This is a genomic window from Solibacillus sp. GQ1 (genome assembly GCF_059758555.1).
Genome location: NZ_JCAXEX010000001.1, coordinates 228,808 through 250,469, shown reverse-complemented (window position 1 = coordinate 250,469; position 21,662 = coordinate 228,808). Strand labels below are relative to the sequence as shown.

The following is a 21,662-nucleotide window of genomic DNA, read 5'->3' as shown; positions in this document are numbered from 1 at the left end:
AATTACTTTATTTCGCATGTGTTGTGTAGAGCTCTTTTAAACGTACAATAATATTTTTTGCATCATGTGTATGAAGCAGCTCGGCTACACGCGCTTCATTCACTGCGATTCCGTCTTTCACTGCATTTTCAAGTGCAAGCTGAAGTAAAATCTCGTCTTTAGGAGGTACTAATACCCCCGCTCCATCCGCCAGCATATAATGCAGTCCTCCGACGTCCGACGCGATAACCGGCGTACCGCAGCTCATTGCCTCTAAAGCTACTAATCCCAGTCCTTCAATATAAGAAGGCAGTACAAAAACATCTGCCGCCTGGAAATACCTTGCCAACTCCTGCTGCGGCATCGGTTCGATAAAGTGAATTGCTGTATTGTCCTTAGCCAGTTCTTTTACTTTACTAGTAAAATTGCTGTCTTTTGTCGAACCAACACAATAAAGAGCGGCTTGCTCCGGAAGAGATTCCGATACTTTATTGAATGCACGCACAAGTTCTGTAACGCCTTTTTCCCGTATGATGTTGCCTACGAATAAAAAGTTTGTTTTATTAGGATCCATTCCCAACTCTTTTGCAAGTTGTTTTTTAGCTTCCGCTTCTTTGAAAACCGTACGATCAATCCCCATGCTCATCACCGATATTTTATCGCTTTTAACATGGAATGTTGTTTCAATCGTTGTAGCAAGCTCTTCTCCTACTGCAACGACATGATCTGCAGACTGTAAAATTTTCTCCGTAAACTCACGGATTTGCCCGCCCTTTTTGGCCATTTTATTAATATCACCACCATGTGCTGTCACAATATACGGGATATTGTGACGCTTTTTTAAATAGTAGCTGAACATCCCGCTCGGAAAAACGTAATGGCTATGTGTTAGCGAAATATTCCGCTTGTTTGCACGAAAAACGCGCATAAACTGCTGCGCCCATTTTAAATATTTCAAAATAACATTTTTCTTCCCTGTCGCGGGATTCGTATTAACTGCGAGCACTGTCTCGATTCCTTCTCGTTCCAGCTGCTCGACCTGATTTTTTACGAAAATGCCGTAAGCTAAATGTTCCTTAGATGGATACATATTGCTAATGACGAATACTTTTTTCATTACTTTTTAGCACCTTCTTTTAAAAGCTGCTCTCCTAATGCTGATTTTTCTTTAAATGACGCATTTGTACGAGCCGCTAAGTTTTGTGCACCGTTCCAATCTACTGCCATATCGTTAAAAAGCATTGCAAACTTCTCGTCTGATTCATGAAGCGAATCGATCGGCAATGAATAATTTCCAAGTCCTGCCATTTGTAAAAAGTCATTAACCTTCACATGATACGACACACCGATAATCGGCGTTTTTGCATCCGTTGCCAATATTAATGAATGAAGTCTTGTACCAATTAACACATCAAATGTGGACGTAATTTGTAAAATACGTTGTGGCGGCAAATTTTCATCTATGATTTTTGTGTTTTCCGGATGCTTCATCTTAGCTTGAATATCCTTAGTCACATCAGCATCTTGCGGATATTTCGTCGCAAAAAATGTCACATCTACATTATGCTCTTCAATTAAACGGTCCAGGTTTTTCGACATGCCATCAATATAATTTTCGTATTTTGCCTCATCGCCAGTTGGCCAATATGAAGCATTATAGTATGGGACTGCTGTAACCCCAACCGATTTTGGTTTATCACTATAATTTGTACGTTCTACTTCTAAACTAAATGCCGGGTCTCCAATAACATGAACATCACGTTTTACACCAATTGTTTTAAGCAACTGTTCTGATTGCGGATCACGCACTGAAATGTTTTGCGCATGCTTGGCCATATAGCGGATAAACCATTTCCCTAACCCTGTGTTAAGGGGACCCGCACCACAGCCGTAGACAACATAAGGTACATTATTATTTTTGGCCATCATCGCATAAGAACCATATAACGGTGCTTCACGCTTATAAAGATCCATTAAAATACCACCGCCGCCAATTACGACAAAATCAAGTTTTTTCACGACATTGGAATTCTCTTTGTATGTCTTCATGAACGTTTTCACGGCATTACCATTTTTGTAGTATAAAGGGTAACTTTGCACGGTATAACGTTCAGCAGTTTGTTTTGGATTATTACTAAATACCGTAATATTTTTTGTATCTATTTGAAATACCTTCTGCAGCTGGCGAATAATACTTAGTAAAATCGCCTCGTCTCCGTTATTATCATTTCCGTAATTTCCTACAATACCAATTTTCATTTATTCATTCATCCTTTGAATCAAGCGTTTTGAGTATGCTTGGCTTATTTCATTTTTCATTTGAAAAACACATCTGAAGTAGATGTGTTCTGCGTTATGACTCGTATTTTTAGTATAGCATAATGTCAGTTTGAAACGATATTCCCGAGGGCAAGATCACACTATTTCCCAACAAGAAAATTAACTCTAAATTTATAGTTTTTCGTTAATGAGACGGTTTGTATACAAGATTAGTTTCATTTTTACTTTTTAAAGAGGAATTTATGCAATAAATGACTTTTCGAGGTCATTTGCATGCTAGGGGATTTTCGGATAAATTGCTGTCATAGAGTTTTTGTCTCAATGCCCGAGTAGAGGTGATTTATTGTATCGATCTGAAAATTTTATGTATTTAGAAGCGCTTGTGAGCAGATTACAAACGAACGACGAAGAGTTTACTTCAATTCAGGAGGCTTATTATCGCGTTCAAGCTGGAATTGCAGGCGAATTAAAAATGCAGAGAACATTAGCAGATTATCATTTTCCTGGCCCCTATAAAATTTTTTATAACTTTGAGTGTGTAAATGAAAAGGGTTTTTCTCATCAAATTGATGCCCTTATTATAACGACAAGATTTCTCCTCGTTGTCGAAGTTAAACAAATTTCCGGTACGTTATTTTATAAACCCGCATTTCATGAATTTGCACGTCAAACCGAGGAGGGGATTATAGAAAATTTCCCAAATCCATTTGACCAGGCATACCGGCACCAGTTATTTTTATCTCATTTATTATCAAAGTGGAGAATTCAGCTGCCTGTTTTATATATTGTGGTCAACGCTAATATTAGAACGAAATTGGATTCCTCCTTAAACGGCTCTCCGATTATTCATTTAAGCGGCTTGCCAAATTTTCTAGAGAAATTATATGCAAAATATGCTGAAACAACAGTGAATTTAGATCAATTGGAAAGTAAATTACTGGCGATTTCTAGCCGGCTTCCTGTTAGAAGAAAAATAGAAAGAGATCGTATACGTGATGGCGTCCTTTGCGAAAAGTGCGAATTTCAACATGTCATGTATTATCATCACGGATTATGGATTTGCCCACACTGTGGCGAGAAAAGTAAAGAGGCTATCTTTTTAGCTTTACATCAATATCGCGTATTGATCGGGGATCGTATTACCAATCGTGAATTAAGGGCATTTGTCGGGATCGACTGTAAAGCAGTTGCTTCCAAGCTGTTGAAACGCTTAAACTTTGAACAATTCGGCAAGGGACGTGGTGTTTATTATTTAATTCCTGAAGACGTTTTAGAACGGATAAGGTAGTTTCCTTATGTATCTGTAAGTCATATTTGAATATTTCTACTTAAAGGAGGTGAGGAGTTACTTACGAAGTATACGAATGTACTTTTCTCGGGTACAGTTCTACTTTAATGGCTTGAGGTTCTCATTTGATATCAAATTGTTCTACTTTTCAAATGAATCTTTCTACTTTACCTAGTAACGTTCTACTTCCCTGGCGTGGAGATCTACTTTCACGCCAAAAATTTCTACTTTCTCCGACATCTTGGCGAATACTTACAACCGGTTCTACTTTTCGAATGAATCTTTCTACTTTACCCGAGAAACGTTCTACTTCCCTGGCGCGGAGATCTACTTTCACGCCAAAAAATTCTACTTTCTCCGACATCTTGGCGAATACTTACAACCGGTTCTACTTTTCAGATGAATCTTTCTACTTTACCCGAGAAACGTTCTACTTCCCTGGTGCGGAATTCTACTTCCGCGCCAACATCTTCTACTTTCTCCGACATCTTAGCGAATACTTACAACCGGTTCTACTTTTCGAATGAAACATTCTACTTTACCCTGTAAACATCCTACTTTCCTGGCGCGAAATTCTACTTTCCAGCCCAAGAGTTTTACTTCCGCGCCAAAATATTCTACTTCCAACCACAGCACCTGGGTCTATACTTACACTCCCATCTATAAAACCCACTCTTCGGAATAAAATCCCTCGTGCCAGTCTCACTTCACTTGCCCTTCCCCCCTCTCTTCTCCAAAGCCCTCTGCTCTCCATAAAAAAACCTTTGTAAAAGTTGCGATTCCTCGCTGCAACTTTACAAAGGTTCTCACTTATTTATTTTGTGTAATTGTACGGTATAAGAATAAGCTGAAGTGCACGCGTGATACTTCTTGACTTGGTTTGTAAGTATTATCTTCATAACCTGTCGTAATTTCATTTGCTGCTAGCGTATGAATATAATCGTATGCCCAGTGCTTTGTGCTTACATCTTTAAATTTCGTAGAAGTAGTACCCGTTAACTTATATGCTTCAACTAGGATTTTCGCCATTTGAGCACGAGTTAATGGTTTGCCCGGCTCATACTTGCCATCACCAGTACCGCTCATGATGCCTGCTTGTACAATCGCAGCAACTGCACCATAATATGTGCTCTTTGTTGATAGATCGCTGAATCCAGGGTTTGGCACATCTTTTGTCGATAAGCCTAATGCACGAGTCAGCAATACAGCCGCTTGACCACGGTTTAATGCTAATTCCGGTTTGAATGTACCATCCGGATACCCGTTGATTAAGTTATTATCAACTAAATATTGAATTTCTGTTTTATAAACATTGTTTACAGAAATATCTTTGAATAATGGTTTTTCTACCGCCTTTACAACGATTTCTTTAGAAACGGATTTTGTTCCTAATGTCGCCGTTACACGGGCAGTGCCTTCTTTACCATTTGATTTGAAAAGACCTGAGCCGGATACTGTACCAATGTTTCCATCAACAGACCATTTAATTTGCGAGTCGTTATAAATTAGTGTTTCATTATTTGACCCTGTTACATTTGCTTTTAATTGAAGTGATGCATTTGGTTCAATTGGACCTGATACTCCTGAAATAGAAAGCCCTGCCGGTGCATCCACTACATTGAAGCTAATTGTTTGTGTTGCGCCTTTATTTGAAACCGTTAGACGTTCTGAGCCAGGCGCTACAGCTGTATAGCTTAAGCCGTTAACTGTTACTATATTATTTTGCGGTGTTAACACAAAATCACTTGCATTTACTGCCAATGGATTGTAATACTCGTCCAACACATAGTTTGGTGTAAGTTTCACTGTTGCACCGACTAATAACGTACCTACTTTATCACGATTTACTTGAATATATTTAGGTGCATTTGTTGTTGGTGCTGTACTGATTGCTTCAATAATTGCAGATACGCGACGTTGTGTACCTCCAGACGGTGTATTGGCTAAAACGACAGTGTTGCTGCCGTATTTACGAATACCCATTGTTGTTGAACCGCCGCCATCTAAATTAATCGCACGGTCAAAACCAAGGCTTACTAGATAATCCGCAAACTGTGGTAAGGTCATACCTGCACTAGAGTTAATACGTCCGTCCACTGTAACTAAGTGTACTTTCTTCTTGTCTTTGCTGATTGCAATAGCTGTACGTGGTGCAACTTCTCTAGCACGTGAGCTTGATTCATTGATTGTCAGGTTTTTTTTGCCGTCCAATACTAGTAATGGACCACTTGCCATCATAAACTGTGCATCCATCCAACGATCATCAATAGCAAAGTTTACTGAAATTTCATCGCCGATTTTAATTCCACGGTATTTATCGCCCCATGCCGATCCGTTAAAAGAAAGCACGAAACCGTTACGCGGAATTTTCGTTTTTGTTTCATCATCATAACCGCGGATTGCAGTTACTTTACCTGTTAAAGTTTGTCCGAATTTCGTTGCACCGATTGTGTTGCCAGTTTCAACGATAAACTCCATACCTTTTCCGTTGTTCGGCGTCATAGAACTATGGTTTTGCGGTGTATAAACAACCGCCTCATCTGTTCCGCGCTTTACATTAAGACCATTTACTTCATTCGTTTGACCGTTATATGTAACGTTAATCTTACTATTGTAGTAAGCAATCTCTCCATATCCGTCCTTTGTAATACCGAATGCGATCGGTTGGCTGACATAGTTCGAACTTGAGTCTGAAATAACGCTTGGTGTAACGATAGTATTATATTGAGAAATTAAATATAAAGGATAGCCATCCCCCATATTGTAGAAGTTAGAGTTGATTGCCCCAACTACACGATTTCCTTCCTTCGTATGACTGTTCGCATGTTGCGTTGTTGTCATTAGTGTATTAACCGGAGTTGGTAAGCCTAACCCAATCTTTGTGAAAGAGTCTGTTAAATCTACTTCTAAATGATTAACTATACTTGTTTTAGAACCTTTATGAGTATAGTTCGAATATGTTACCCCTGTTGAAAGCGGGTATGAGTCATTTGTCGATTGTGCTGCACTTGCAAATTGCGGTGTACTGAAAATAAGTGCAAACACCATTAGCACTGCAATAAATAGAGATTTATTTGTTTTCATAATTTGTGCTTCCTAGTTAACTTGAAGCAAGTCACCTTCCTCTCTTAATGTCCTATCTCTAACCTTAACAAATTTTCGCGTGTGAGACTATTAATCTTTTGTTACATTTTACAAAATACAGGTTTTTCCTACATAAAGTTACATAAGCTTCGAGTCTTTTAATTTCAATAAAAAAGAACTATCCCCCTAAGAAGATAGTTCCTTGAATTATTCTGCTTTTTGTTTTTCGTAATCGCTAAGCTTGAGCATTGGATACATTGTGCGCATACTCGCAAATATTCCAAAGAGAATAAAGTAGAACAATACATAAACTTTTAATTCCCAAATATTATAGAAGAAGCCGGCTACACCTGTTGCGAACCATAGCCCGAATAAATATTGTCCAAAGACTGTTTTACGTTCTTTCCAGTACATCCATACCATCGCAAGAAGGAATCCGGCAAATAATAGAACGCCGACTGCTCCTGTCTCCGCAATAACCTGGATGTATTGGTTATCCGAATAGAAGTTTTTGCCTCCATAAATATCAGAACGGATACCGTACTCCTCATAAATTGGTGAGTCATATGATAAAGTAGCCGAACCACCGAATGTACCAAAGCCGGCACCTGTAATCGGATAATCTTTCAGCACTTCAAATCCTTTTTTAATATAGAACATACGACCACTTTCCTGCATAAGCTCCAACGTGTCGTCCGAAAATGTTTCCGTGAAACGATTGCTGATCCCACCTGAAATTTCCTCAGGTGCTACCGTGTTTTCCACACCTAAGTTTTGTAAAAATGATACTCCCCAGTTTACAGGGAAATAAATAAGCGCGATCGCTACAACAAATGAAATGGCAATTCTCTTCAATAACTGCCAATTACGAGATAGCAACATAAAGAACAAGACAAGCATGAAAGCAGAAATCCATGTACCACGTGAAAGTGTCAATAACAGCATTCCAAAGAATGCGACCTGTGCAATACGGAACGTCCATTTAAATTCATTGTCTTTATATGCCCAGCGCAGGAAAAATACTGCGGCAATTGCAAAGAACATGACTAATGCCAAGGAGTTTGGATTGTTCAGCATACCGTAGATACGCACGAAGTTTGTTGAAGAAAGTATTTTTTCCGTCCATACTTCCGGCATTAATAATTGACGCATCGACAGTTTTTCGACGATCCCCTGAATGAAAATAACAGCACCTGAAAATACTGTAACCCATGCCAATTTCACAAGGAAGTTTTTCGGCAATTCACTGCGGCTTAGAATGTAATACAGTAAATACATAACACCGAATGTACGTAATTGGAAGACAATTGCACCTAGTGATACACCGTTTTTGTATCCAATGATTGCACCGAAGATTAAAAAGGCGAAGAAGAAGTATTCAAATGGTTTGAAATGAAACCAAGTTTTAAATTTCTTCGTATTTAATAAAAATAAACGCAGCAATACGACGATCGTAATTAAATCGCCGATGAGTTTAAGACCAGGGTTGAGTTCAATAAAGAATGTACGGAAAATAACGTACGGTACTAAAATTACTAAACTTTGAAATGGCTTAAAAAATGCGAAGAGTACAAAGAAAATTGCTGTACTGATTTGCGCTATCGAAGGCGGAAGCAGTATGGCCGCCACAAGTACAAGAATTGCCCCAAAAATTTCGAGCCACTCTTTTTTATTCATTTTGACAGAAATGTCATTCATAGAAGTCCCAAACCCTTTCCTATATGAAGTTCTCTATTTTTAGATGAGTTTTGCTCATGTGGATTAAGACGAACTTAAGTATAATATGGTTACAATTATAATTCAATGAGAGTATAAAACACACCCTAAATTACTAGAATAATTGTCAGATCAATGGTTTTTCGGTCCTAAATAAATAGGAACCATATTTGGACAAAAAAAAGAGACAAAATTTTTGCCTCTCTTCAAATCTTCATATTCGAGAACCCCTTACTTTTCCATTTAAATAACTCCCGATGTTTTTTGATTATAACCATCAATAATAAGAAAGGAAAAATAAGGACCGTAAGTTGAGAAATATAAAATTCTACTGGCATCGTTCTAAATAGGATTAACATTGAAAACAGCTCGATTGTACTGAGCAGCATTGATAAACCAAGTATGAAAGTAAATATACCTATTTTTATTTTTTTGTAGAATTGGTTTCCGAACAAATTGTAAATATAAACACTTAATATAAAACTACCTATTAAAAAGTGCATTATATAATCTTGGAAGGGTACAGTCACATGTTCTTCATGCGGTGTATCGACGGTAATGATATCTACAGCCCATCCTAAATGGAATATGAAACAAAAAAGCGCTGTATAAAAGCTTAAAATAAGGAAAAGTGCTGTATCCACAATATATTTAATGATTTTAAAAGCCTTATTCATTTTCAAAGGTCCCCCCAACCTCCTATCTATATATCTAAATTTTACCATTAAATAGACTAGATAGATTTAAAACTTTCCGAAACAAATTCCACCTAGCCATTCATAATTACTCCTAAAAACCATAAAATATATACATCACTATTTTGGAGGTCGTAGTATTGCAAAATAACCGTAAGAAAAACAATGAACCGCCAATCGATAACAATCCATTAATTCAAGCCGCTTCACTTGAGGTGTTGGCCGGTTTATTAGCTACGTTAGCGGAAGGGATTTCAACATTTGCTTCCGCTCTTGCACTGCAGGAAGCACAACAGCAGGCCAGTAACTACAGCCAAAATAATGTGGACCTCCAGGAAGTTCATGAACAGCTTCATTACTTAACAAAGGAAGTAAAGAAAATATCGAAAGCATTAAACTTATAATTCTTAATTGTTTATTAGAAAGATAAAACAAGAAACTTTTTTAAGTTGCTTCCTTCTCATTCACTCCTATCCTTCAATCACAAAACCCCCACTTATTTTTCACATTAAATTTTTTTATGAGCTTCAATCTGGCTCACTCTTTTTTATATCTTCAACTCTTATATTACAGAGCTCTTTTTTCCCTATCTTTAAACTAGGTTTCAAAGGACTTTTTAATTACATTTATATTACAAACATCTAAAGTATTAGGATTCATCTATGATTCTCGCTCATATATTGGTAAAATATCATCATATAGGAAAGGAGCGTGAATCTGTGTTTAAAAAAATAGTTGGACTAGCATTCGCATTAGTCGTTGCTCTGTCTTTCACAACACAATCAACATCTCATGCAAATGATATAAATGGCCATCAAATGGTAAATGAATTAACATATTGGTCTAATCAAAATGTCATTCGACCAGACAGCAAAGGAAATTTCAATCCTAACCGTGCCGTTACACGTGGAGAATTTGCTTCTTATATTACCCGCGCACTTAAATTACCAGATTCGTCTACATACACTTTTAAGGATTTAAAAGCTGGTAATGAACTGACACGTGAAATCCAGGCAGCTGCCGGATCAAACATTTTAAGCGGTTATCCTGATGGCACATTCCGTCCAAACGAAAAAATTACGCGCCAGCATATGGCAGCACTTTTGGAAAAAGCATTGCGTTATTCAAACGTGCCGTTGGAAGGACAACCACTAACGTTCAAGGATAACAACAAAATTAGCGATCAGTTCAAACCGGCAGTAGCTACAAACGTTTACTACAATATTATCCGTGGGTCACATACGAAAAATGGGGTATTTTTTGAACCTCAAGGCAATGCGACAATCGCGCATGCCGCAGCATTTTTATTCCGTATGCAAACGACAATCGAAACATTTGCTGTAAAAGAAGGTGAAGAACCGACGGAAACGCCAGCTCCGAACCCTAATATTTATTATGTTGGTAAAATTTCAAATGGAGTAATAACGAAAAACTCTACTGTTTATTTTAACTACGAACAAGCAGAGTCAGCGTTAAAAAGTTCTGGTTCAAACATAATTATTAAAGGCGACAAAATCATTAAAATGTCTTCTGGTATCGCTTCAGCAGCTGATACGAAAGCAAACACTGTAACAATTTATTCAGATAAAAACTTCACGAAGTCGTTATCGTATGCTGTAGAAGGCTCTCAGTTTAAATATATTGGAAGCAATGATGAGTATGCAATCGTTCAATTAGCAGATACAAAAGGCTATGCGAAAATTGATGAAGTAACATTAACACCAACAAGCTTAATTAAAGGACAAGACTACTATTTTGCTGAAGGCGGTTACTTAACACATCGTACGTATAACCATATTACACAAAAGTATTACGGGAATTATGTAGTGAGTGAAGCACCGGCCTTTATAAAACCGGGGTCACAATATTATAGCCAAGATGGTGTAAACTTCTACTCTGATGTTCTATTAACGAAAAAAGTAGGAACACATTATCCGTATTTCCAATTCCAGTCGATTCGTCAGCCATCTAATTATACAGCTGAAGAACTGGACAATATGATTATGACATTATTAAAAGAGCGCCAGGCAATCAAAACTTCCCCTCAATATGCCAAAGCGACGATTGAATCTCGTTTAATCGGGATGGGGAAATTCCTAAAGCAGGTGGAATCACAATATCATGTCAATGCCTTATTCATTTTAGCTGCAGCAATGCATGAAGGTGATTACGGAGTAAGTAAAAATGCACTGACGAAAAACAACATTTTTGGTATTGAAGTGTTCGACACTGATCCAACATTAGGTCAAGTATATAAAAACCGTGATGATAGTGTACTTGCGTTTATTAACCGCTATGTCAATTTGAAGTACGTGCCTCAATCAGGTGCTTACGCAAAAGGTGCAGTACCGGGGAATAAAACATCCGGCATGAATGTTCACTATGCATCAGATCCATTCTGGGGCAGTAAAATTGCCGGTCATATGTATCGCATGGACAACCGCTTCGGTAAAAAAGATTACAAGCAAGCGAACTTGGCATTCGTATTATATGAAAACGGCCATCTTGTAAATGTGCGTAATGAACCAACAACATCATCGCCAATTCACTTCACTTATAAAGCGAAATATGTAGGTGAAACAGGCGTGTTCGGCTATCCTGTCGCAATCGTTGAAGAAACGAAAGGTACGGACGGCTATGTATGGTACAAAATTTTGTCAGACAATAACCCTCCTGCAAAACACGGTTGGGTACGCTCTGATTTAGTTCAATTAATTCCAGGAAATTAACTTTTAATCCAGTACTTCTACGGAAGTGCTGGTTTTTTTTAGTTTTGGCCTGGGGTTTCCGGAGTGACAGTTTATGAGAAAAGTTAGGAAGGTTTTTAGAAGATTGGGTTAGAATATTTGAACTTCGGGGTATGATATTAGAACATCTGAATGACATATTTGAAGAAATGGCTATTATATTAGAACTTGGCACTTTTATTAGAACATTTCACAGAATATTAGAACTTCTGCGGATCATATTAGAAAATCATACATAAATAAAAAACTGAGCAGCCCCCCAATCAGGAAGCCGCTCATCCAATCATTTCGTATAATATTGCACAATGCCGTTGTAAATAGACTGGGCAAAAATTTCGACATATTCGTCAGATACAAGCTTTTCTCTATCTGCAGTATTTGTAATGAAGCCGAGCTCCACTAAAACAGCAGGCATTACGTTTCCTTTAATAACAACGTAGTCTGCACGCTTTACACCGCGGTTGTACATTTTTGCATTTTTAACGATTTCATTATTAATAGCTGTTGCCAACGCTAAATCCTCTTTTTCATTTGCATTGGAAGTAACACTGTAGAATGTTTCTGTTCCATTCGCTGATTCCTTTGCTGCTGCATTTGCATGAAGGCTGATAAAAATTTCACCGTTCTCATTTTTAGCGTATCGAACACGATCCTCTAAGCTAGGATATGTATCACCAGTACGCGTCATTTTTATGATCGCACCATCTTTTTCAAGCTTCTGCTTCACTAGATTCGCAACTTTTAGAACGATTTCCTTTTCACGTGCATTACTTTTGACAGCACCAGGGTCTTTACCGCCATGACCTGGATCAAGAACAATAATACGATCTTTTACAGCAGGTCCTTTTTGATTAAGAAGTTGTAAATAAGTTTTATTAATATAACCGTTAATACCGTTATATGTGATTTTAGCCCAGCTTCCGGATACCGAATGGACTTCCACTAATGTTCCTCGCTTAATTTGCCCAAGCGAACGTGAAGTTCCTGAAGCCGACTCACGAATTTGCAAGGCATCAACTGTCGCTTTACCTACAGTATTCGTCAATAGCTGTTGCGGCGGCGTTACTGGTTGTTCGTTTTCTCCGTTATTTTCCGCAGGAGGGTTCGGTACATTATTTTCCTCTTCCACTTCCGGTTTTTCCGGTACCACTGCTGGCGGAGTTACTGGTTCTGTCTGTAATGAATCCTCGGTTTGAGACACTCGTACATAGGCAGGTAAACCATTTACTAACGTAACATACCAATTGCCAATCGTATTATAAACTGCAATTTTCTCTTTTGCTGCTATTGAACTTACACTATTTGAACCAACATCACGCTTTTCATATGCTTGAATGTTGCCCAATGCGTAAACATGTTTTTGGACTTTGTTAAGAAGCTTGCCGGATTCATCTATAAAATCTACATAATCCTTATAAACATAAGCATAGCGTCCCTCATGTGAAACCTTCAGCCAACCGTCTTTCTGGATATCAAATACGGCAAACGATGCACCTGTATTTACTTTCGCCAAAATATTCGATGCATTTGAAGAAGAGGCAGATGTACGGACATTTAAATTATTAACATTTGCTTTAACAGAAGCAATTGCTGCTGAAACATCCGGAACGTTCACCCCTTGTACTGGCAACGGTAAACGATACTTTTCGGAAGATGCACGAGCGATAAATGAAGCGAACTGCGCACGTGTTACTGAATTTTTCGGATTATATTTATCGGCCTCCATTGTAATTCCGTTAAAGTAAATCGCCGCGATATAAGGATAGTAGCCATACGTCGGTTTAATATCCTTAAAAGGAATTTCCAGCTTTTCCGTTTGAGCTGTGTTTAATTTAAATGCAATGGCCAGCACTTTACTCATTTCTTCTCGTGTTAAAGGTGTGTTCGGTCCAAATTTCCCTTTAGATTGCTCAGAGAAAAACCCTAATTCCAACGCACTTTCTACATAACCCGAAAGTTCTGTTCCCAATGTAACATCAGAAAAAGAAGACTTTTTTACAGTTAAAGGCTTGTTATTTGTGGCCACAACGACCATTTTAGCAGCTTGTCCACGGGTTACATGGGCGTTCGGTTTATAAAGAGTTTTACCATTTTCCGTATACCCTTTTATGACACCCGCATTTACTAAATAATTTATTTCATTATACGCCCCGTTTGAAGAAGGGACATCGGCAAAGCTTGTACTAGCATAGGCCGTATTCAATTGGAACATTGCCATGAAGATGATTGTCACCGTCACGACAAAATTACGCAAAGACAATGTTAAAATCCTCCCCTCTATTAGATAGTTCCCATTTTACCAAATTATTCATAAAATTAATATGTACAAAGCAAGAAACTTAATATTTTTCTAGTTTACAGGAAGTAGAATGTGATATTTTCCATATAAGAGATGAGAGATTCTGTTCTAGATGAAAGTGGTTCTAATTTTAGTCTGGAATTGGCTAATATATGTGCGCGTTCTATTTTAGGTATGAAATGTTCTACATTTTTAGCTATAGCTTCCACTTCAACTGGCAAACGTTTTACTTTTGATAGGAAAGTTTCTACCTTTATTTAGAGAACTTCTAATAAGGTTACCGCTTTCTACTTTCGATCTGAATTGTTCCACATTATGAACTGCAGCTTCCTCTTCCCCTGGCAAACGTTCTACTTTTGATGGAAAAGTTTCTACCTTCATTCGGAAATCTTCTATTTAAATTTCAGCTTTCTACTTCAGTCGAAATTATTTCCACTTTCTCTCCCCCATTGGCTATAAAGCAGCACACAGCCCAAGTCCCACAACAAAAAAGAAACACAGACAAATTTGTCTGTGTTTCAACTACTATTAGTAAGTACTTCCCTGCAAGGTGAATATCTATTGAGATATGTAGAAGTTACTAATTTTTATTCATTAAGTATTGGTATTGCCAATCTTATTATTGTAAACGGTTAATGAAAGCTGTTAAATGTTTTAACATAACGTTGTCGTTTGTACCGAATGTGCCGTCACCTTTACCTACTGTGATGCCGTTCGATGCTAAGATCGAGATGTCGCTATGTGCCCAGTGAGATGTTGGTACATCTGTGAAGTTTAAAGTATCCTGCTTCATTTTCAAGTCGAATGCCTTTACTAACACTTTTGCCATTTGAGCACGTGTTAATGGTGAAGCTGGATTGAATTTACCTTCATCACCAGTGAAAACGCCTAATTTATATAGTGCAGTTGCTGCACCTGCATATTTAGATGATGATTTAATATCTGTGAATGGTGAATTTGTATCAGATGTATCTAAACCTAATGTTTTAGCTAATTGAATTGCTACTTCACCACGAGATGCATAAACAGTGAAATCGATTGCTGAATCTTTTACTTCTTCTTTTTCAACTGAAGAAACTGCTGCAACTACTTTTTGACTTTCTCCAAAGCTTGCTACGCGTTTTGCTCCGTTATAACGCTTCGCCCAGTAAGAAGAATTTAAACTTGCTTCAGTAACGCCTGTGCTTGTACCAGCGTGAACGAATTTATTTCCTCCTAATGAGATACCAACGTGAGAAGCGGTTTTACCAGTTGTATTAAAGAATACTAAATCGCCTGGTTGTAAATCTGATTTTGAAACGGCACTACCTTGTTTATATTGAGCAGCTGCTGTACGGTTTAAGTCAAAGCCTAATTGCTTGAATACTAATTGAGTAAATCCAGAGCAATCTAACCCGCTTGCTGTTGTTCCTCCGTAAACGTATGGTACACCGATATATTTAGAAGCTGTTGCTGTTAATTCTGAAACTGATGCTGCTTGTGCTGTATTATTTGAACCCATCCCTACACCTGAAAAAATCATGAAAGTTGCAAAGATCGGTAATAAGATTTTCTTTTTCACTTTAAAATGGAACTCCCTTCAAAATAGGCCTCGCGATGAATATTCGAGGTATAACATAACGTAAAACTTGTTTGTTCATGTTTATTTAACCTAATAACAGGGTAACATATATAATTGTGATATTATTTTTCACTTGTGTAACAGTTTGCAGTATTTTGATATAAAAACAGAAAACACCGAATCTCAGCATTTACGCAGAGATTCGGTGTTTTTTATAGAATATTTATATTAATGAAATAAAACTTGTAACATTACTGTAATGTAAGGTACTAGTATTTACCAGTTCATTTACTAGAAAAATGTTGAACTACATAATATTTCCCATTTTTAGATTGCTCAATGCCGATACCCATATGTGTATATACTTCTTTTAAAATATTGTCACGATGTTTCGGTGAAGCCATCCAAGCCTTTACCGTTGTTTCCGGTGACTCGAAGTTACGGGCTAAATTTTCTCCATAGCTTGTATACTCATAATCAAATAACGTCGCTAAATCCCACGGGTTGCCGTAAAAAGGTGAATTATGTTCGAAATAATTGCGTTTTAGCATATCCTTCACTTTAATAATGGCGATCTGTGCTAATTTCTTATCTTGCATAAGTGGCGAAAGTCCTTTAGCAGCCCGTTCCTTGTTAACAAGCTCCAATATTTTTTTCTCCCACTGTTTATGATGATTCACTGTATCAATATAATCCTTTTGCAAAAAGTCATATATTACATCCAAATTTTTAACCTTTTCCTTAAACTCCATTCCGCGCATAGTGAGTGCAGCTACATGAGCACGCGTAACAAATTCATTCGGTTCAAAAGTTTTGGCAGTCTTTCCTTTTACAATTTCCACATCTGCCAGTGATTCAATATAATCTTTTGCCCAATAGTTTTTAGGCAGATCCTTAAACGATGTCTTGTTTTTCTGATCCACTTCAACCGCATAGGCAAGAGCAATCATTTTTGAAATATGTGCGCGCTTTAAAGGGGCTTCAGGATGAAACTCACTAGCGTTTTGAATAATCCCCAATTCTGCTAGTTTACAAATTTCTTTATAATAACGGTGATCTGTAGGAACATCCGTAAATTTTGGAACAAAATCAGTCGTTAGTTGTACGCCCATCGTTCTTGCAATAATACTTGCCGCCTCAGCACGAGTCGTCGTACTGTTCGGTTTGAATGTACCGTCTGTATAGCCTTCCATAAAACCTTTTTCAACTAGCTCATATATTACAGGTGCCGCCCAATACGTACTTTTCACATCGGTGAAAGTTGGAGTCGTTTTTGCATATGCCTCAGAAGATGGTGCATGTAATAAACACGCAATGATGGACCCCATAATTAAAACCCGTTTCATCAAACCCCCCCTATCAGTCCATAACTTATTATACAATGGATTAATTACTTTTCTCTTAACAGAAAAACTTGCAACTAACTTAAAAGCCACGAAATAGAAATTTTACGCCAAATTCGACAGAAATCTTTCTTATATTCTATAATTAGGCGTCTCGCTTTAATTTAAGTTTACACTAAAAAATACCCCAAAAGGCAGACTTTCCATTCTACCTTTTGGGGTACAGTAATTAAATTATAGTATTTTCAATAAAATTACAAGCCTAATTCAAAAATAGCAGCCTGCAGTTTATTGTAGTTTTTCACTAAAGTCTTTTGGTTGATAGTCAGGCGTTCGTAAGCTGTTTTCGCAGACTTCGCTCTTGAAGCATACGTTCTTAAAGATGGATCCAAATCCTCTATTTGCTTCATGACACGTTCCGCCGCTTTTAAATCTTTTTCGGCTTGCTGAAGTACCGAGTAGTTCAGTACTTGGCGCTTAGAACCGGAAGGAAGTGCTTTATATGCAGCCAATGCATTCGTAACATCTGTATCAAAATTGCTTGAAGAAGAATTCAATGAGGCAATGATTGACGTTACCTTTTGGACTTCCGTTACATCGAGTACAGCCTGCTGTAACTTGTAATAGTTTGTAATCTTCAGTTTTTCCTCTTCCGACAATTTGTCATATGCCAGCTTTGCGGCTTCCATATTTCCTTGATAGTACTTGTCGCTTGGCTTTAACCCTGCAATCAGTGTATAGACATGGATTACATTGGACAAGTTCGAATATTGGTCCATATTTGTTACGTACTCTTTTTGTTTATCGTCCAATTTTTTCAAAGCATTATTGACTGTATTAAATTGACGGCTCAAATCATTTCTTGGATCGCTTAAGCCATCAATTGCTTTAATTGCCGCTTCGATTGGTTTAATGTACTTTTCCTGCTCTTTTAATTCAAATTCGAGTGTCACACCTTTTTTGTTGGCCGAGCTTAACGATTTATAGGCTTCACGCGCTTCTTTTATTTTGGTGATAAATTCATTTGACGGTGCTGCATTTAATGCACGAATCATCGCATCTACCTTTGCGCCGCCTTCCACATTCAGTTCATGTTCCTGCAATGTCGGTAAATTAGACACTTGTACCGCTAACTCATCCGGCAGTTCGTTATATAATGCTCTCGCTGCCGCCGTCTCTTCTACAAACGTTTTGCTCGATGGCTTAATTGAATTGATTGCATTTACTACATTATAAATTGTCGTAAGATCTCCTAATAACTTTTCGCTGTTGATGAGCAGTGAACGTTCAGACATCGTTAGTTTTTCATATGCTTTTTCAGCCGATTTAAATTTCGAAATAAAAGTACGTGCATTCGATGGATCCAACGCTAATATATCACTATCCAATTTTAGTACCGGTTTTACACCACGCTCACGAGTCGTTAAGTCTTTGTAGTTCGTTACTAAACGCTGATCTGATTTAGCCAGACTATCATAGCTGTTTCGCGCATCGACTAGTTTTTGGATATAGTTCTCTGTCATAGGAACCGCTGCATCAATGAGTGCAATTACTTGCTTGGCATCGGAAACACCTTGTTCTGCAGCTGAAAGTTTCGTAATATTATGCACGAGTTCTTGTTCCGCACCAGTTAATGCTGCATATTCCGCACGAATTACCGTGACATCCGCTTCATATGTTTTTGAACCGACACGCAGTTTTTCAATACGATTGATTAAATCCGCTACTTTTAAAATATTGTCCAGCTTCGAGCCATAGTTATAAACATCTTGCTTTTGCTTATCGGTTAGCCGTTCATACGCTTTTTGAGCTGCAGATACTTTTGAAGGGTAATTACGGTCTGTATGAACAGGCAGTTTTTCAATAAGATCGATTACTTTCAATGATGCTTTGTAGTCCCGTTCAAGCCCCGTTAAAACTTTTGAGTTCCCGACATTGCGTTTTGTTGCTGAATCCAATTTTTTGTAAGCTGCCGATACTTCCGCTAAATCGGTGATGAATGCTTCACCGGATTTCGTTTGCAGTGCATCAATTCGGCTTTCCATTGAAAAAGAATCTGAAACAATCACTTCATAGTCCGTTAATTTTTTCCCGTATTCGGTAAAAAGCCTTAATTGAATATTTTCTAAATCCGTAATTGGTTCTACAGGTGCAGTATAATCCTTTAATATTTTTTCAAAATCATTTTGTAGAGTTGAAAGGCTAACTTTGAACTCAGCTGCCGTTGGGCGAATTGCATCAATTTCCAGCATCAGCTTTGCGAACGGCAACAGCTCTACTAGTTTATCTCTATTGTAAACAAGCCCTTGCATAGGCTCTGCCAGTTTATTAAAAGAAGTTTCAGCTGCCGTCGTTTTACGTGTAAAATCTTTTGCCATTACATCTATCTTGCTGATTGCCTGAATTGTATTTAATACTGCCTTGTTCGCCTTTTCGATTTCTGTTAATACTTTAATATTTTTTACTAACCGCTTGCCGTTTGCAGATAATGAATTATATTTTTCACGAGCTGCATCAATTTGCTGCAAATCAACTAATTCAGCATTTTGAAAGATAAGAATATCAGCATCCAATTTTGCCGCGCTAGATTGTTCCTCTTTTTGTAGTTGCAAATAGGACGTTAAAAATTGATGAAGCTTTTCGACATTTGCTGCTTCATTTGGAGGAATCACTTCTTTTAATGAATTCCATTCGTTTAACTTATTTTCCGCTGATACTAAATCCTCTGCATAAGTAGTACTCGTGACGTTTAAATTCACTACTTGATCGGCAATTTTTGTTATCGGTATTAAAGCTTCAAGACGAGCACGTTTATGAACAAGCTCCCGCTCTTCAATTTTGGCATACGAAGATTCCGCAGTACGCACTTTTGTGATAAATGAAGTGGCTGTTGAGCGCTTTTTCGTATCTGTCAGCTTTTCATCATCCAGATTTGCAAATACATCTGTTTTAATCGCATCGATTTGTTTATTGATCGTTGCAGCAGTTGCAGTTGATTTTTCCCATGATGTAAGGAGATCCAATAATTCTTTTAAAACATATTTGCGCTCAGTTGTTGGTAATGCATTGTACGCTGCTCTTGCATCTGCAACGATTGAGCTTTTCTCTTCATATTTTGCTGAATCAATCTTTACTATTTCAGTTTCAACTTTTTTTGCATTTTCAATTGCCGCTTGCATTTCTAGTAATTTGTCATAATTCACTACAAATCGTGTATCCAATGGATCGAGGGCATTATATAGTTTCTCTGCATTTTCCGCCTCTTCACGGAATTCTTCAGTATTTGCTGGTAACTTAGAAATTCTCGTAATTTCATTTACTACGTTTAATACATTTTCATATGGTTTTAATTCATCCGCGTTTGGTACCAGTTTTTTTTGAACATCTGTTAATTGTCCATATTCTTTAACAAGTGCATTTACTTTTGAATTAAATGTTGTTGCAGTTGGTGGGTTACCAACTAAATCTCTAATTTTATCTTCAACCGTTTGTGCCTTTTTAATATCAGCTTCTGCATTTTTTATAAATTGTTCAATCCCTGTATTACTTTCTGCCAATTGAACTTTCAATACATTTTTAAAGGCAAGATCTGTTATGTCATTAAATTCATTTCGTGCATTAGCTACAACGCTAATAAAGCTCCCCTTACTAAATGACTCCTGAGCCGTTAATGTCGTGATGGGGCTAATATAATTTTCAATAAATTGCTCAATGGCTGTCGTTTGTTCTTCAAAAGATTGTAAATGATTCAAAGATACTTCAGTCACGTATTTATTAATGAAATCCGTTTGACCGTTTTCATCGTAATACAGTAATGTTTCCAAAAACGTACCTGCATTACCGTTTACAGTTTTGCTTAACTCAGTGGCGGCATTATCCAAATTTACATTTAGATTTTCAAGTGCCTCAAGTGCTGCTTGTCTGTCTGCAACTAAGTTTTTATTTGTATTCATTAACTTTGAAATTAAAATTTTTACTTGTGCTGCATCCTGCTTAAGTTGCATGTATTTTTCTAAATATATCAGTTTAGCATTTATCAGCGGCATGATATCCGCAAATGTTTCATCATCTTTATATGTATCGTAAATTGTTCTTTCCTGAGTTAATGTCGCACTTGTGGACTCTTCATTGGCAGCTTTAAAGCTGTTCAATAATCCTTCTGCAGTAACTGAAGCTACGACATTAAACGGAGTCGGTGTTTCACTCGCTTCTGCCTCTCCAGCCTGCGCGACGATTGCCGGAGTGATCAAGAGTCCTGCCATCAGACCAACCTTCAAGTTTTTCTTCATCGTTTTATCCCTTCCTTCACGGGTCATGCTTAAATATGGTTCATAATCCTAGGTTAATTATCGGCATATTCTCACAGTTTGTTAGTTGATATATAAGGAAAAGGATTTAGGGATAGTGAGCCCAATGAATATTCGGCACTTTACATACTTTTTTCGCCTAAAGAAAATCCTTATTCGTCAAAATGCATTGTAAAGTTGCAAAGTCCGTAACTGACAACATTATTCGCCAATTATCTATTCATATTAGTCGAAATTGTGAGCTTATTAGTCATTTTCATTAGTATTTTAGTCATTCAATATCAAATAATCGGCAATTCTATATTTAATAAACTTTTTTTATATTTATCCACCATTTTCTTTAAAAACAAAAAATCACTCTAT

At 37.4% G+C, this 21,662-nt stretch carries 11 protein-coding genes; 3 read left to right on the top strand and 8 right to left on the bottom strand.

Annotation, left to right across the window (positions count from 1 at the left end; genetic code table 11):
* Positions 1-7: 7 nt before the first annotated feature.
* Together AC6CH1_RS01105 and AC6CH1_RS01100 are read right to left on the bottom strand one after the other, a co-directional pair.
* Complete coding sequence (locus AC6CH1_RS01105; protein WP_498316105.1) at positions 8-1,096, bottom strand: glycosyltransferase; 1,089 nt, start codon at positions 1,094-1,096, stop codon at positions 8-10.
* Positions 1,096-2,238 carry a polysaccharide pyruvyl transferase family protein gene (locus AC6CH1_RS01100; RefSeq protein WP_498316103.1) on the bottom strand — a complete coding sequence of 381 codons (1,143 nt, stop codon included), beginning with the start codon at positions 2,236-2,238 and terminating at the stop codon, positions 1,096-1,098. The genes AC6CH1_RS01105 and AC6CH1_RS01100 overlap by 1 nt, the downstream gene beginning before the upstream one ends.
* A gap of 364 nt (positions 2,239-2,602) precedes the next feature.
* Here AC6CH1_RS01100 and AC6CH1_RS01095 point away from each other — a divergent pair, with 364 nt between their 5' ends.
* Positions 2,603-3,547 carry a nuclease-related domain-containing protein gene (locus AC6CH1_RS01095; protein ID WP_498316101.1) on the top strand — a complete coding sequence of 315 codons (945 nt, stop codon included), beginning with the start codon at positions 2,603-2,605 and terminating at the stop codon, positions 3,545-3,547.
* Positions 3,548-4,357: 810 nt separating this feature from the next.
* On the opposite strand, the gene AC6CH1_RS01090 is transcribed toward AC6CH1_RS01095, so the two are convergent.
* Complete coding sequence (locus AC6CH1_RS01090) at positions 4,358-6,631, bottom strand: S-layer homology domain-containing protein (RefSeq protein ID WP_498316099.1); 2,274 nt, start codon at positions 6,629-6,631, stop codon at positions 4,358-4,360.
* A gap of 207 nt (positions 6,632-6,838) precedes the next feature.
* Complete coding sequence (locus tag AC6CH1_RS01085; RefSeq protein WP_427711304.1) at positions 6,839-8,329, bottom strand: O-antigen ligase family protein; 1,491 nt, start codon at positions 8,327-8,329, stop codon at positions 6,839-6,841.
* An 853-nt stretch (positions 8,330-9,182) separates the two neighbouring features.
* Here AC6CH1_RS01085 and AC6CH1_RS01080 point away from each other — a divergent pair.
* Positions 9,183-9,446 (top strand): multidrug ABC transporter ATPase, encoded by a 264-nt coding sequence (locus tag AC6CH1_RS01080; RefSeq protein WP_251689799.1) that lies wholly within the window; start codon positions 9,183-9,185, stop codon positions 9,444-9,446.
* Positions 9,447-9,761: 315 nt separating this feature from the next.
* Positions 9,762-11,771 carry an S-layer homology domain-containing protein gene (locus tag AC6CH1_RS01075; RefSeq protein WP_498316097.1) on the top strand — a complete coding sequence of 670 codons (2,010 nt, stop codon included), beginning with the start codon at positions 9,762-9,764 and terminating at the stop codon, positions 11,769-11,771.
* A 301-nt stretch (positions 11,772-12,072) separates the two neighbouring features.
* On the opposite strand, the gene AC6CH1_RS01070 is transcribed toward AC6CH1_RS01075, so the two are convergent.
* The 4 genes from AC6CH1_RS01070 to AC6CH1_RS01055 all read right to left on the bottom strand — a co-directional run bounded on the left by AC6CH1_RS01070 (position 12,073) and on the right by AC6CH1_RS01055 (position 21,281).
* Complete coding sequence (locus tag AC6CH1_RS01070; RefSeq protein WP_498316095.1) at positions 12,073-14,049, bottom strand: N-acetylmuramoyl-L-alanine amidase; 1,977 nt, start codon at positions 14,047-14,049, stop codon at positions 12,073-12,075.
* A gap of 658 nt (positions 14,050-14,707) precedes the next feature.
* On the bottom strand, positions 14,708-15,649 hold the full coding sequence (locus tag AC6CH1_RS01065) for a C40 family peptidase (RefSeq protein ID WP_498316093.1): 942 nt from the start codon (positions 15,647-15,649) through the stop codon (positions 14,708-14,710).
* Positions 15,650-15,933: 284 nt separating this feature from the next.
* Positions 15,934-16,995 (bottom strand): CAP and S-layer homology domain-containing protein, encoded by a 1,062-nt coding sequence (locus AC6CH1_RS01060; RefSeq protein ID WP_498316091.1) that lies wholly within the window; start codon positions 16,993-16,995, stop codon positions 15,934-15,936.
* Positions 16,996-17,246: 251 nt separating this feature from the next.
* The gene (locus tag AC6CH1_RS01055) at positions 17,247-21,281 is read right to left on the bottom strand and encodes a hypothetical protein (RefSeq protein ID WP_498316089.1); all 4,035 of its coding nucleotides are present in this window, start codon (positions 21,279-21,281) and stop codon (positions 17,247-17,249) included.
* Positions 21,282-21,662: the final 381 nt, after the last annotated feature.